Source organism: Micromonospora sp. NBC_01638 (assembly GCF_045209745.1).
Lineage (GTDB): Bacteria > Actinomycetota > Actinomycetes > Mycobacteriales > Micromonosporaceae > Micromonospora.
This window is the reverse complement of record NZ_CP109273.1, coordinates 3,017,741-3,030,828: the sequence shown is the minus strand read 5'-3', so window position 1 is coordinate 3,030,828 and position 13,088 is coordinate 3,017,741. Positions and strand designations below refer to the sequence as shown.

At 72.5% G+C, this 13,088-nt stretch carries 14 protein-coding genes, 1 tRNA gene and 1 pseudogene; 6 read left to right on the top strand and 10 right to left on the bottom strand.

Translation table 11 applies throughout. The features are described 5' to 3' along the window. Positions 1-244: 244 nt before the first annotated feature. Positions 245-727 (bottom strand): Lrp/AsnC family transcriptional regulator, encoded by a 483-nt coding sequence (locus OG811_RS14425; RefSeq protein ID WP_406074834.1) that lies wholly within the window; start codon positions 725-727, stop codon positions 245-247. A 93-nt stretch (positions 728-820) separates the two neighbouring features. Between OG811_RS14425 and OG811_RS14420 the strand changes: the two genes are divergently transcribed. Both OG811_RS14420 and OG811_RS14415 read left to right on the top strand, forming a co-directional pair. Beyond that, the gene (locus OG811_RS14420) at positions 821-1,672 is read left to right on the top strand and encodes a TIGR03619 family F420-dependent LLM class oxidoreductase (protein ID WP_406074833.1); all 852 of its coding nucleotides are present in this window, start codon (positions 821-823) and stop codon (positions 1,670-1,672) included. After that, positions 1,669-2,094: a nucleoside deaminase gene (locus OG811_RS14415; RefSeq protein ID WP_406074832.1), complete on the top strand. Its 426-nt coding sequence runs from the start codon at positions 1,669-1,671 to the stop codon at positions 2,092-2,094. The genes OG811_RS14420 and OG811_RS14415 overlap by 4 nt, the downstream gene beginning before the upstream one ends. Positions 2,095-2,535: 441 nt before the next feature. Here OG811_RS14415 and OG811_RS14410 read toward each other — a convergent pair. The 6 genes from OG811_RS14410 to OG811_RS14385 all read right to left on the bottom strand — a co-directional run bounded on the left by OG811_RS14410 (position 2,536) and on the right by OG811_RS14385 (position 9,397). Then, positions 2,536-2,612, bottom strand: a tRNA-Ala gene (locus OG811_RS14410). Between the two features lie 260 nt (positions 2,613-2,872). Beyond that, positions 2,873-3,655 carry a hypothetical protein gene (locus tag OG811_RS14405; protein ID WP_406074830.1) on the bottom strand — a complete coding sequence of 261 codons (783 nt, stop codon included), beginning with the start codon at positions 3,653-3,655 and terminating at the stop codon, positions 2,873-2,875. Positions 3,656-3,997: 342 nt separating this feature from the next. Beyond that, positions 3,998-4,648 carry a GNAT family N-acetyltransferase gene (locus tag OG811_RS14400; protein WP_406074828.1) on the bottom strand — a complete coding sequence of 217 codons (651 nt, stop codon included), beginning with the start codon at positions 4,646-4,648 and terminating at the stop codon, positions 3,998-4,000. A 139-nt stretch (positions 4,649-4,787) separates the two neighbouring features. Then, complete coding sequence (gene glp / locus OG811_RS14395; RefSeq protein ID WP_406074826.1) at positions 4,788-6,101, bottom strand: gephyrin-like molybdotransferase Glp; 1,314 nt, start codon at positions 6,099-6,101, stop codon at positions 4,788-4,790. Beyond that, positions 6,098-7,060 (bottom strand): UTP--glucose-1-phosphate uridylyltransferase, encoded by a 963-nt coding sequence (locus OG811_RS14390; protein ID WP_406074825.1) that lies wholly within the window; start codon positions 7,058-7,060, stop codon positions 6,098-6,100. The genes glp and OG811_RS14390 overlap by 4 nt, the downstream gene beginning before the upstream one ends. 9 nt (positions 7,061-7,069) lie before the next feature. Then, positions 7,070-9,397 carry a diguanylate cyclase gene (locus tag OG811_RS14385; RefSeq protein WP_406074824.1) on the bottom strand — a complete coding sequence of 776 codons (2,328 nt, stop codon included), beginning with the start codon at positions 9,395-9,397 and terminating at the stop codon, positions 7,070-7,072. A gap of 85 nt (positions 9,398-9,482) precedes the next feature. Between OG811_RS14385 and OG811_RS14380 the strand changes: the two genes are divergently transcribed. After that, positions 9,483-10,160, top strand: a complete 678-nt coding sequence (locus OG811_RS14380; protein ID WP_406074822.1) for a 5-formyltetrahydrofolate cyclo-ligase — start codon at positions 9,483-9,485, stop codon at positions 10,158-10,160. 63 nt (positions 10,161-10,223) lie between these two features. Beyond that, a pseudogene (locus OG811_RS14375) lies at positions 10,224-10,364 on the top strand (FmdB family zinc ribbon protein); the annotation flags it as partial. Positions 10,365-10,378: 14 nt separating this feature from the next. Here OG811_RS14375 and OG811_RS14370 read toward each other — a convergent pair. Further along, a complete protein-coding gene (locus OG811_RS14370) occupies positions 10,379-10,645 on the bottom strand; it encodes a hypothetical protein (protein WP_406076027.1) in 267 nt (88 codons plus the stop codon). A gap of 322 nt (positions 10,646-10,967) precedes the next feature. Between OG811_RS14370 and OG811_RS14365 the strand changes: the two genes are divergently transcribed. Continuing rightward, entirely contained in the window at positions 10,968-11,633 is a 666-nt protein-coding gene (locus OG811_RS14365) for a flagellar biosynthesis protein FlgA (RefSeq protein WP_406074820.1), read from the top strand. A gap of 225 nt (positions 11,634-11,858) precedes the next feature. Here the strand turns inward: OG811_RS14365 and OG811_RS14360 are convergent, their stop codons facing one another. Continuing rightward, complete coding sequence (locus tag OG811_RS14360; protein ID WP_406074819.1) at positions 11,859-12,041, bottom strand: hypothetical protein; 183 nt, start codon at positions 12,039-12,041, stop codon at positions 11,859-11,861. 104 nt (positions 12,042-12,145) lie between these two features. Between OG811_RS14360 and OG811_RS14355 the strand changes: the two genes are divergently transcribed. Continuing rightward, positions 12,146-12,478 (top strand): hypothetical protein, encoded by a 333-nt coding sequence (locus tag OG811_RS14355; protein WP_406074818.1) that lies wholly within the window; start codon positions 12,146-12,148, stop codon positions 12,476-12,478. A gap of 19 nt (positions 12,479-12,497) precedes the next feature. On the opposite strand, the gene OG811_RS14350 is transcribed toward OG811_RS14355, so the two are convergent. Further along, the gene (locus tag OG811_RS14350) at positions 12,498-12,980 is read right to left on the bottom strand and encodes a DUF2231 domain-containing protein (protein ID WP_406075727.1); all 483 of its coding nucleotides are present in this window, start codon (positions 12,978-12,980) and stop codon (positions 12,498-12,500) included. Positions 12,981-13,088: the final 108 nt, after the last annotated feature.

Below are 13,088 nucleotides of genomic sequence, written 5' to 3'. Positions count from 1 at the left end.
CCTGGACGCGGGACCGGTCGTGCCCCGGCCGGTCCCGCGTTCACTCACGCGACGGCGCTACGGTTTCCTGGGACCACGATGGATGCACGACGACGAGCGTCGCCGATGGCTGCCGACCCCCTCCCTGAGCCCGAGGGGATCGTCGTCGAGGAGTTCGCCCACCACCACCACGACTTCTCCACGCGACCGAGCGCTTCTCCTAGTCGCCCTGCGAGGCGTCGCCCCTTCGCTACGGTTGTCCAGATCACGCGACCGGATCGGTCAACGGGTCACCGCTGGAGACCGTCGGGCGCGGGCCGCGATAGGGCAGGGTTGCGCTGTAGACGACGCTGGTCGTGGTGCTGCCGAACGCGGCGAGTTCGTTGACGACCTGTTCGAGGTGTGCCATGGACGTCGCGGCAACCTTCAACACGTAACAGTCGTCACCTGTGGTGCGAAGACACTCCAGTAGTTCCGACCGTCGCTCCAGCAGCCGGCGCAGCGGTTCGTGCCGACTGCCGGGATACTTCAGCCGCACCACCGCGAGCACGGCGAAGCCCGCCTTGGCCAGGTCGACCTCGGCGCGGTAGCCCGTGATCACGCCTGTCGCCTCCAGCCGTCGCACCCGTTCGCTGGTGGCCGACGCGCTCAGTCTGACCCGTCGGCTGAGTTCGGTGATCGGCAGGCGGCCGTCGTTCTGCAACTCGGTCAGAATGGACCAATCGACGACATCAAGATTCTCTGCCACCTGGCGAATCTACCGATGGATTCGCGGCGAACACCACCAAGGCCCGTGAACATGCTGTTCACAGCTAGATCCACACTGACTACTCTCGAACCTGTGCAGATTGGCGTGAACGTACCGAACTTCGCCCCGGGCACCGATCCTGACCTGCTGCGACAGTGGGCGCGGACGGTCGAGGGCCTCGGCTTCGACCTGCTGATGGTCTCGGACCACATCGCGGTGACCCCGGACGTGGCCAAAAAGTATCCGGCGCCGTTCTATGAGCCGTTCACCACGCTGTCCTGGCTGGCCGGGGTGACCCGCCGGGTCCGGCTGGGCACCACGGTGCTCATCGTCCCGTACCGGCACCCGTTGCTCACCGCCCGGATGGCGGCGAATCTCAACCGGCTCAGCGGCGGCCGGTTCGTCCTTGGCGTCGGCGTCGGCTGGGCACGGCAGGAGTTCGAGGCGCTCGGCGTGCCATACCAGCGGCGCGGCGCGCTGACCGACCAGTACCTGCACGCCATGCGTGACGCCTGGCGCAACACCGACGATTACGACACCGAGGCGATCCCGATCTGGGTCGGAGGCAACAGCGACGCCGGCATGCGTCGAGCGGTAAGACTCGGAGACGCGTGGCACCCGCTCCGGATGACGCCCGGATGGCTGGCGGAGGCGGTCGGACGGCTCAAGACCATCGCCGACGAACTGGGTCGCCCCACTCCGGCGTTGATGCCACGCATCGCGCTCCGGGAAACCCGTGAACCGGTCACCGCCCCGGACCGGCTCGCCGGCGTCGGCACCATCGGGCAGATCATCGCCGACCTCGACCAGATCCGTCTGCTCGGCGCGGAGACGGTGGTGCTCGACCCGTTCAACGGCGACCTGACCGAGATCCGCCAGCCCGAACGCGCCTGGCAGACACTCGCGGCCGTGGCCGCGTACGCCAAGACCCAGGAGGACCGATGACGCCCGACGACGAGAAGTTTCTCCGCCGTGCCGTGGACATTGCCAGCAAGGCCGGGGCATCCGGCGAACGGCCGTTCGGCTCGTTGCTCGTCGCCGCGGACGGCACCGTTCTGATCGAGGACCACAACACCGTGGTCTCCGACTCGGACATCACCGCCCACCCGGAACTGAAGCTGGCCCGCTGGGCCGCCCGGGAACTCGCCCCGGACGTGGCCGCCGGCACCACCATGTACACCAGCTGCCAACCCTGCCCGATGTGCGCGACCGCGATCGGCCGCTCCGGCCTCGGCCGGGTGGTGTACGCCCTGTCCACCGAACAGTTCGAGGACATCAAGCCGGCCACTCCACCGCTGCCCCCGGTGCGGTACGAGGGTCCGGCGCTGTTCGACGAGGCGCGCCGGCCGATCGACAACCACTACTAACTGCAACGCAGTTCAGTCAGGCGGGGCGGCTGTTCGTCAACCCGCCCCGCCCCGCCCCGCCGATCATGGAGCTGTGGTGGGCCAACCTGCCCCCTTCCGCGATCTTGCACTTGCTGCCTCGACGTAGGGGACATTCCACGCATCTCGGCAACCTCACTCACAGATCGGCGCAGCGCAGCAGCGTCCTTGGAGCGGTGAACCTTGTGCCGAGACCCCACGTCTGATTGACGCGCCCTTAACAGCACCCCAACCGCCCTAACTGAACGGTGCTGCTGCTAGCTGTTGCCGAGGATGTCGACTCTGCGGCTTATCGCGGGGTCCTCTCCGCGACGCGAGCGCCAAACGAAAACAGGGCCCGAAGGCCCTGGATTCTCGCTGATCTGTGCCGGATCTGTGCCCGCTGATCTTGCTAGCAGGATTTCCCCTGGTCGTACGTGTTGCTGGTGGAGCTGAGGGGATTTGAACCCCTGACCCCCTCGATGCGAACGAGGTGCGCTACCAGTCTGCGCCACAGCCCCCCACCGGCGAACCGGCTTCGGTCCCACCCGGCTTACACCGGGCGGGCCGGCAGCAAGGCTAACAGGTCGCCGGCCCCCACCGCGAATCCGCCCCCAGCGCGGCGCTCCTGCCCGCTCAAAGATCCACTCGGCTTCCCGGAAATCGGGGCATCCTGGGCGCCGCGACACCCCGCTTTCCAGAAACCCGAGTCGATCAAGCCGACGGCCCAGCCCGATCAAGCCGACGGCGCAGAGCAGGTCGGCCGCCCTGGGCGAGGGCGTCAGGCGCCTCGGCCGGCCTCGTAGGGGCGCCCACGTAGTCCGCCCGACCGTCGGTACGAGACCGATCCACCGTTGACCGCCGTCGGCAGGTCACCCGGTCGATCCAGGCCCATGGCGGCTCGGCGTACCCCCTCGCGCTGGGCGGCCAGGCGGCGCTGCGCCTCCCGGCGGGCTGCGGCCCGGCGAGCCTGCTCCCGGCGCACCTCGGCCTGCCGGGCCGCCAGCCAGGCCGCCTCCCGGGCCCGGGCGCGGCGACGACGACGCCCAGCGAGTGCCCGGCCACGCAGGTGGACGACGTACATGGCCAGGAGCAGGAAGGTGGCCGAGAAGCCGATCCAGAAGCCGGGGCTGACGAACAGCACGCCGATCAACTCGACGACGTTGAGCAACAGCAGAGCGGCGAGCACTCGGCGACGCCGGTACACGGCAGGGGTGTGCTGTCGGCGGGGCGGCGGGCGGCGGCGGGACCGTTTCGGTGCGGGTGGCACGGCGCGCAGCCGACCGGAGCGGCGGGCGGCCGGGGGTGCGGAGACCGGCGCGGCCAACGCACCCGTAGCCGTGTCCTCACTGAGTGTGATGATGAGCGCGCGCGGAGGGTGGACGGGTTGCCGTCCCGGCACAGTGCGGCGTCGCCGGCGGCGCTGGAGCACCCGCGCCGTCGACTGCGCCCGCTCCGCCACCAGCCGCTCGGTGGCGTCGTAGCGGCGAACCAGCGCCGGGGCCAGAGCGAGCAGGCCGGCGGCGGCGAGGACGGCGAGGAGCACCGAGGTCGGCACCCTCACCCCTCCCGTCACCGAATTCGAAGCAACCGCCACCCGACCGCAGGATCTTCCACCGATGGCGCTTGAATGCGTGGATCGTCCGGCCAAGGAGCGCTTGCCGCAGCTTGCAGTTACTTGAGGTTACGGCGAGCCGACCGGGATGCCACCGCGCCGCGCCGATCCCGTCCGTGGGACGGCTGAGAGGCTGTCGGGAAATCCCGCCGCGGCTACGGCGGGCCCCGCCGACGACCGGCGGCGTTGGAGGTTGGTCCGGATACAACACCGGTATCCGGGTCAACCTCCGTTTTGCCGGATCGCCACCTGGACTCCGCCTCGAACGCCCCGGGATCTCCCGACAGCCTCTTACCGGGCTTTGGCGCGGATCCGGTGCCAACGGGCCAGCAGGCCACCCTCGGCGGCGATCTCCTCACTCGTCATCGCGTATCCGATGTGGTCACGCCAAGCGCCGTCGATGTGCATGTAGCGCACGTGGTACGACTCCTCGCGGAAGCCCAACTTCTCCACCACCCGCCGGGACGGCTGGTTCTCCGGACGGATGTTGATCTCCACCCGGTGCAACCCGCCCGGGCCGAACACGTGGTCCACGGCAAGCGCGAGCGCCGTTGGGATCACACCCTGGCCGGCGACCCGGGCGTCCACCCAGTAGCCGACGTAGCCGGAGCAGAGCGCCCGCCGCACGATGCTGCCCACATTGATGTGCCCAACCAGCCGATCCCGGTCGGCCTCGCGCAGGCAGACCGCGAACGGCATGCCCTCACCCTCACGGGCTGACCGCCGCTGGTCACGGTGCACCCAGCGGAACGCGGCCGGCGAGTTCAGTTCGTCCCAACCGCCGGGCAGTGACGACTCCCAGGGTGCCAACCAGGCCCGGTTGGCCCGGCGCACCTCCGACCACGCCGCAGCGTCGGAGCGTCGGTAGGGCCGCAGCAGCACCGGGCCGTCCGCCAACTCCGCCGGCCAGCCCGGTGCCCGTGCGGGTCCGAAGAGACTCACCCGCACAGTCTCCCGCGTGAGACCGTGTCGTGCGCAAGTGGACCCACCGCACCAACCACACCCACCGGGACGACCGCACCCACCGGGACGATCCGGCGACCGCCTGACGCAGGCCGCCGACGGACCGACCGGGACAGCGTCACCGACGGCGGTCCAGCAGCAGAACATCCACCGTGGAGCCGGCGGCAGCGGTGGTGACGCGCTCGCCGAGCACCAGCAGCCCGTTGGCCTCGGCCAGCCCGGAGAGGGTGAACGGCCCCCCACTGAGCGGCTGGACGGTGTAACCACCGCCGCGCCGCTCGGCGACGTGCGCGGGCCGAAACTCGCGCAGCCCGCCCGGGGACGACACGGTCTCCAGCAGATGCGCCCGCACGCTGGGCCGGAACACCGGCTCGGCGCCGGCGAGCAGTTGGATGGCCGGGCGGGCCAGCACCTCGAAGCCGATCAGCGCGGCACCGGGATCGCCGGGCAGGCAGACCACCGGCACCTCCTCGGCGCCGACCGTGCCGAAGCCGAGCGCGGTGCCGGGATAGAGCGCCACATCGGTGAAGGTGACCGGACCAGCCCGGTTGCCCTCCCGCCGGGACAGGATCCGACGCACCATGTCTCCGGGGCCGGTGCCGGTCCCCCCGGTGGTGATGATCAGGTCGGCGCGCAGGGTCTGGTCCTCCAGCAGCCCGCGCAGCCCCTCCGGGTCGTCGTCGCAGATACCCACCCGGTACGCCTGCGCTCCCACCTCTGCCGCGGCGGCGGTCAGCGCGTGCGAGTTCGCGTCCACCACCTGCCCCGGCTGGCTGCCCCGACCCACGTCGACCAGTTCGTCGCCGGTGGCCACGATGACCACCCGTGGGCTGGGCCGGACCACCACGTGCCCGATGCCGGTGGCGGCGAAGACCGCGACCAGGGCCGGGGAGACGTACGTGCCGGCCCGGGCGAGCAGAGTGCCGCCGGGCAGTTCCTCACCGGCTCGGCGTACCCCGTACCCCCGCTTGGGGGTGCGGAAGATCTCCACCGCGGCCATGCCCTGGTCGGTCCACTCCACCGGGACCACCACGTCCGCGCCGATCGGCAGCGGCGCCCCGGCGGCCACCGAGAAGCACGAGCCCGGGGTGAGCCGGACCGGCCGCCAGCTCGCCGCGCCGAGATCGCCGACCACGTTCAGCCGGATGGTCCGGCCCCCGGGCGTGCCGGAGGGGGCCGGGACATAGCTCGGGCCCCGGCCCCCTCCCGAAATGTCCTCCCAGCGGGCGGCGTAGCCGTCCACGGCCGCCTGGTCGAAGGCCGGGAAGGCGTGCGGCGCGACGACGTCCTCGGCGAGGACATTGCCGTGCGCCTGCGTGAGGTCGAGGTCGAGTGGCGGCAGCGCACGCAACCTGCGCAGCACGCTGCCCAGGTAGTCGGCGAGCGGCGTCAACTCGTTCGCGGCCGCCTCGGCGTCGGCCGTCGCGGTCATGTACCAGATCCGCCTGCCGAGTCGGCCTTGACGAACTCGGCCAACCAGGACCGGAACTCGGCGCCCAGGTCGTCGCGCTCGGCGGCGATCTGCACCACCGTCTGCAGGTAGCCCAGCGGCATGCCGGTGTCGTAACGGGTGCCCCGGTAGACGATCGCGTGCACCGGGGTGCCCTCGGTGCGCAGCAACTCCATCGCGTCGGTCAGCTGGATCTCGCCGCCGCTACCCGGCTTCGTCCGTTGGATCGCGTCGAAGATCGTGCCGGGCAGCACGTAGCGGCCGAGCACCGCGAGGTTGCTCGGGGCGTCCTCCGGCTGCGGCTTCTCCACCATCCCGGTGACCTTGACGACCTCACCGATGTCGGTCAGCTCCGACTCGGCGGGCTCGACGGAGGCGATGCCGTACCGCTTGGTCTCGGCCGGGTCCACCTCGAAAAAGGCGAGCACGACGCCGCCGGTGCGGGCCTGCAGCTCCAGCATCGCCGGCAGCAGCGGCTCCGACGGCTTGACGAACTCGTCGCCGAGCAGCACCGCGAAGGGCTGGTCGCCGATGTGCGACTCGGCGTACCCGACGGCGTGGCCGAGCCCGAGCTGCTCGGGCTGCCGCACGGTGTAGATCTCGGCCAGCTCGCTGGGCCGACGCACGGCGGCCAACCGCTCGGCGTCGCCCTTCTCCTCCAGCCTGCTCTCCAGGTCGGGGCGACGGTCAAAGTGGTCCACCATCGATGTCTTACCCCGACCGGTGATCAGTAATACGTCACTGATGCCGGCCTGGGCGGCCTCCTCGACGATGTACTGCAGAACCGGCCGGTCCACCACCGGCAGCAGCTCCTTGGGCACCGCCTTGGTGGCCGGCAGGAACCGGGTGGCAAGTCCGGCGGCCGGGATGACGGCCTTGACCGCCAGGGGACGGCCAGTTGCGGCGACCGTCGATGAGGGGTTCGCTGAGTGCTCCGACATGCCGCGAGACTATCGGCCACGGCTCTGCCGCGGCGGCTGTGGCCCAGAAGACGCGCCGCCACCCGACGCCGGCCGCGCGGCGCCCGGGCCGGCCCACGCCCCGCCCGTCGCGCTGTCCGCCGGGTCGTCGGCCGACTCCGGCCGGGCCTGCGCCGGGCCGGCCGACGATGATTCCGGTACGCCCACAGCCGGCTCCGACCGGGCGGGCCCGCCCGGCTCCCGGATGGCGTGCACGGGCTGGCCGGCGCGCGGCAGCCCATCCGGTGGGCTCACGGCCCTCGCGAGCACCGGTATCTCCCGCGTCGGCACGTCCGGGTGCACCTCGGCGACCCGGTACGTGTCGCGGCCGGCCGCCTTGGCCGCGTAGAGCGCGTCGTCGGCGGCCTCCAGCACCTCCCGCCCGGTGCTGCCGTTGTCCGGAAAGACGGCGATGCCCACCGACACGGTCACCAGGACCGGCCCGGCGTACGCCTCGACGGCGATCGGCGTCTCGCGCACCACCGCGCCGAGCCGCTCGGCCACAATCGCCGCGCCCCGCGTGTCGGTCTCCGGCAGCAGCAGAACGAACTCCTCACCGCCCTGCCGGAAGGCCAGGTCGACCTCACGGATCTCGCCGCGCACCCGCCGGGCGAACTCGGCCAGCACCGTGTCCCCCGCAGCGTGCCCGTACGTGTCGTTGACGTCCTTGAACCGGTCGAGGTCCAGCGCGAGGATGCTGAGCATCCGCCCGAAGCGACTGGCCCGTTCCACCTCCCGCCGGATGGATTCGCGCAGGTAGCGGTAGTTCCACAGCCCGGTGAGCGGGTCGGTGAGCGAGAGCCGCTGCGCCTCCTCGTGCACCCGGACGTTGTCCACCGCAACCGCCGCATGGCTGGCGAAGGTGCGCAGGGTGACCAGGTCGTCGTCGTCGAACTCGTCCGCGCCCAGCCGGTCGTAGAGGGCCAGCACGCCGAGCGCCGCCGCGGCGCCGGCCTCGTCGGCCGACCCCGAGGTCCCGCTGAGGGTGGCCGCGGCGCCGCCGGGGGCGGCGAACGGGACCGCGACGTACGTGCGGCAGCGCGGCTCCCCCGACGGGGCCTCGGTCGGCTCGGCCCTGCCCCGCTGCGGTTCGCCGGTGGCGGCGACGGCGCCGACCACACCGACGCCCACCGGCACCCGAAGCGTCTGCGATCCGTCCGCGTCCCCCTCCGGCCAGCGCCCGTCCAATCCCTCGGTGCACTGGGCGACGAGCACCCCGCCGGTCTCCACCAGCAGCACGGCGCCGGCGCGCGCGCCGGTGGCTCCGATGGCGCTGCGCAGGATCACCCGCAAGATGCGTTGCAGGTCGTGCGTGCTGGCCAGGGTGTCACCGAGCACCGCGAGGTGCCCGCGGAGCTGGTCCCGGTTGCTGGTCAGCGCCGCGACGTAGGACCCGGTCTCCCGGGTCATCCGGTTGAAGGCGGCGGCCAGCCGGCCCAGCTCGTCGCGGCTGCGTACCGGCACTCGGGCGGTCAGGTCGCCGTGGGCCACCCGGTCGACCGCGCCAGCCAACTCCACCAGCGGTCGGGTGGTCACCCGGGCCAGCCGCCAGGCGGTCAGCACGGCGAGCAGCCCGGCCAGCACGACCACCCCGACAAGCGTGGCGTGCAGCCCCGGCGGCCGCTCGCTGGGCACCGAGAGCACCAGCGGCAGCGGCTGCGCGTCGGACGGACCGATCCTCCGCACGTACCGACCCTCGCTGGTCTCGGTGACCCGCTCGCCATCGACGGCGCTGGCGGCGGCCAGCACCGCGTCGCGTACCTCGCGGGACTCGGTCGTGTGGGTGACCCGCGCGGCGGTCGCTCCGCTGTCGAGCAGGGTGACCGCCACCCCGGTCACCGCCGCCAGCCGGGCGACGAAGGCCGGGTCGACAAGTTGCGCGGCGGTCACCCTGCCCAGCAGGGTGCCAGCGCGGTCGCGCAGGTCGACCTCGGCGGCCAGTGCGCGGACCGGGCTGGTCGAACCCGTGGTCGAGTCCGAGCAGTCCCGCCACGGGGTGGACGGCGCGCCGGGCGAGACGTAGGTGACCTGGCCGTCCACGTCGGTGATCAGCACCGCAGCGGCCAGGCCCCGGCTGACCAGTTGAGCAGCGGTGACGGCCGGATCGGCGGTGAGGGCCACCGCGTCGGCGGCAGCGCGCAACTGCTGGCAGAGCGCGTCGACCGACGTCCGCACGGTGGACGCCGCCACCGCCAGGCGCTCGATCGAGCGGCTGCGGTCGACAGCCGCGACGGTGGAGGCGACGAAGAGCGCGCCGAGCAGGACCGGCCCGAGCACCACCACGAGGAAGGCTGCTGTCAACCGCCCGCGTAGCGTCACTCGGTCCCCCCGGAAGTTCCGCCTCCGATGCTTGCGATGCTGACACAGAGCGACCGTGCGAGAGGCGTTGCGTCAGGAGTGTTGCGTGCCGGAATTTTCTGATGAAGCAGAAGTGACCCGTGCTGCGAAGCGGGACGCCCGCGTCGAGCTGCTCGCCCGCCGCCGGTTGCTGCCCGGTCCCGCCCGGGTCGCCGCCGCCGGGCGCGTGCAGGTCGAGCTGGTCGCGCTGGTACGCCGGCTGCGCCCGCAGAGGATGACGGCGTACGTGCCGGTCGGCTCCGAACCGGGCGGCGCCGACCTGCCGGAGGTGCTGCGGGCGGCACTGCCAGCCGACGCCGAGTTGCTGCTGCCGGTGCTCCTCGCCGACCTCGATCTGGACTGGGCGGCGTACACCGGGCCGGACGACCTGATCGCCGCGGGTCGGGGTATCCGCGAGCCCGTTGGTGCCCGCCTCGGGGTGGCCGCCGTGGCGGGCGCGCAGCTGGTGGTCGTACCCGCTCTCGCGGTGGACCACCTGGGTCGGCGGCTCGGACGCGGCGGCGGCTCGTACGACCGCGCACTCGCCCGGGTGCCCGAGGCGACGCTGACGGTGGTGCCTCTGCACGACGGCGAGCTGGTTGAGGCGCTGCCGGCGGAGTCGCACGACCGCCGTGTCCGCGCGGTCGTCACCCCTGCCGACGGGGTGCGTACGCTTGATGATGGCCCGGGTGCGGCGCAGGGTGTCGCGCCCCACACGTCCGCTGGACGAACCCGGGGCGAATGACGCACCATTGGCACTCGAATACGTCGAGTGCCAACTGGCTGAGCCCCAGATCCGGAGGAGAACGTGCCCACGTACCAGTACGCCTGCACCGCGTGCGGTAACCAGCTCGAGGCGGTGCAGTCCTTCTCTGACGCGCCGCTGACCGAGTGCCCGGCGTGTCAGGGGCGGCTGCGCAAGGTCTTCAACTCGGTCGGCATCGTCTTCAAGGGCTCGGGCTTCTACCGCACCGACTCGCGGGCGTCCGGCTCTGAGGCGACGGCGGACGGCGCGGCCAGCAAGCCGGCGAAGTCCGAGTCGTCCTCCGGCGAGGGATCGTCGTCGTCCTCGTCGTCCGGTTCCTCCTCCTCATCGTCGGGTTCGTCGTCCTCCTCGGGGTCGTCCTCTTCGGGGTCGTCGTCCTCGGGGTCGTCGTCCTCTTCGGGTGGGTCGAGCGGCGGCAAGGCTCCGGCGGCCAGCTCCGCGGCCTGACCCGTCCGCCCACGCACGGTCCTGACCCGTCCGCCTCACGCACGGTCCTGGCCCGTCCGCCCCACGCTCGCCGGGCCGGGCCGGGCCAGGCCGGCGGGCCTTGATCCACTCGGGTTCACGGATGTCGGGCTGTCCCGGCTGGTTTGATAGCCCGCCTTCCTTGACCTCGAGTCGATCAAGGCCGATGCGATAGCAGGTCGAGCCGACCGGTGGGAGTTATCCACAGGCCGGCCGGTTATCCACAGGCACCGTCCGACGGCCGGCCGACCAGGGTGGAACGGCCTAACCTGCCGCCACGGGGGTCGCTGCGGCACCCGGGGACGGGAGGCGGCAGAGACCATGGGTGATCCAGACTCCGCGCGGGCGTTGCGTCCGCTGCGCCGGCCCACCCTGCCCGGCGGGCGCTCCCTGCTCCGGGCCGGCCTGGTCGCCACGCTGCTCGGCCTGGCCGCCGCCGTTCTATACACCCCGAGCAGCTGCCCGTCGACCACCGTGCCCTCCGCGGGAGCAGACGGCACGGCCGGGCAGGTCGACGAGGGCGGGTCGACCGACCCCCGCAGGACAGGCTCCACCGATCCGGACCGGGCCGACCTCGACAGGCCAGACCCCACCGACCCCGACCGGGCAGGCCCCACCGACGGAAGCGGAACGGCCGGGCCGCCGCCATCCGGCACGACCGACGAAAGCGGCGCGCCCGCCGCGAGCGGAAGGACCAGGTCGCTGCCGCTGCCGAGCGGCGCTGTCGGGGTGCCGGTCCGGTTGGCCGAGCCGGCCGCGCTGGCGGTGGTCCGCCCCGGAGCCCGGGTCGACCTGCTCGCGGCGGCGCCGGGCGGGGCGGGCACCGAAGCAACGTTGCTCGCTCCCGCGGCGCTGGTGCTGGACGTGCTGGGCGCCGGCGCGACCGACGGGACCTCGGCGCTCTATCTGGCACTCCGCCCCGACCAGGCGCAACGCGCCGTCGGCCTCCCCGAGGGCACCCGGTTCGCCATCGTCGTCCGCAGCTGAGCGCCAACCCGCAAACCCTCCCCCGGGCCGCGAGCCGGGCCGGGCCGGGCCGGGCCGGGCCGGGCCGGGCCGGGCCGGGCCGGGCCGGGCCGGGCCGGGCCGTCGAGGTCACCACGCTGTCGGTTGCCGGGCTGTCGACCGACTTCGCCGCGAGCCGGGCCGGGCCGTCCAGGTCACCGCGCTGTCGGCCGGGCCGATGTCGCAGGGAGCCGGCCAGGCCGCAGGTCAGTCCCAGTGCGGAGGGCGTTCGGCGAGCAGCCAGTCGTCGTTGCCGCTGGCCCGCTCGCCCCAGCCGCGATCGGTGTCGTCGGAGGTCTGCTCGGGCAGCACCACGAAGTCTTCGCTCAGGTCGACGGTGCGCTCATCGTCGCCGCGCGCGCCCTGCGTGCCGGGGTCCTCGGTGCTCACGAGCGGCAAGACTAGCGCAGCCGACGGCAGCGGACCCGCCGTCGACGATGCCACGCCGGCCAGAAACGACCGGGCCGCCGCCCGCGTTGGTAGCGTCGGACGGCGTGACGACCCCCAGCGGTGGCAGCACCCCGGACGACTACTGGCGACGCCCCGGCACCGGTGACGACGCGGTGGCGGATCAACCTCCCGCCGCGCCCGTGACGACACCGGCGAACGCGTACGCCGGCCCGCCGCCGAGCGTGCCGCCGCCGACCGGCTGGCGTCCACCCGTACACCTGCAGCCGGCGCCGCCACGGCGGCTGCCGCCGCAGGACATGGCCGACCTGGACGCAGCTGAGCAGCGCTCGCAGCGGGTGACCTACGGCTTCGGGGCTGCGGCCAGCGTGGTGCTGGTGGTCCTGGTCTGCCTGCTCTGCTCGCGGGTCATCTTCTGATCCGCGCCGTGTCTGCCGGTCAGAGGGTGGTGCTCCAGACTGCCTCGGCGCCGGTGTGGCCGGTCAGATAGACGTAGACCAGGGCGGCGATGGACAGCGCTACGACCGCCACCGCCAGCACCGGGGTGACCAGCGCCGGCAGCCGCGGCACCCGAGGGTGTCCGCTGGTCGCCACCAGCAACAGGATGGCCGCGATCCCGAGCGGCACCACGATGCGGAACAGAATGTCGCCGTAGCGGGAGTGCTCGAAGATCTGGTCGAGGATCTGGCCCTGGAAGCCCCGGGCAACCAGCGCGTCGGTGAACGCCTCACCCGACTCGACGGCCACGAAGGCCATCACCGGCGCGGCCACGGCGAGGAGGCCCAGGGCCCAGTCCAGCCGGGGCCGCCACCGCGGAAGCCCCACGTACGCGATGGCCAGCACCGCCAACAGCGGGACGAACACGACAACCGCGTGGACCACCAGGACGTGTACCGGTAGACCCAGGATCTCCTCGAACATCGAACCCTCCAGGTCGATCATGGTTGAGGATTGTCAGCGTACGGTCCGCCAATTGTCCCCAGGCTCTCGACCGGACACACGCGCGCGACCCCGATCGGGTTCATCGTC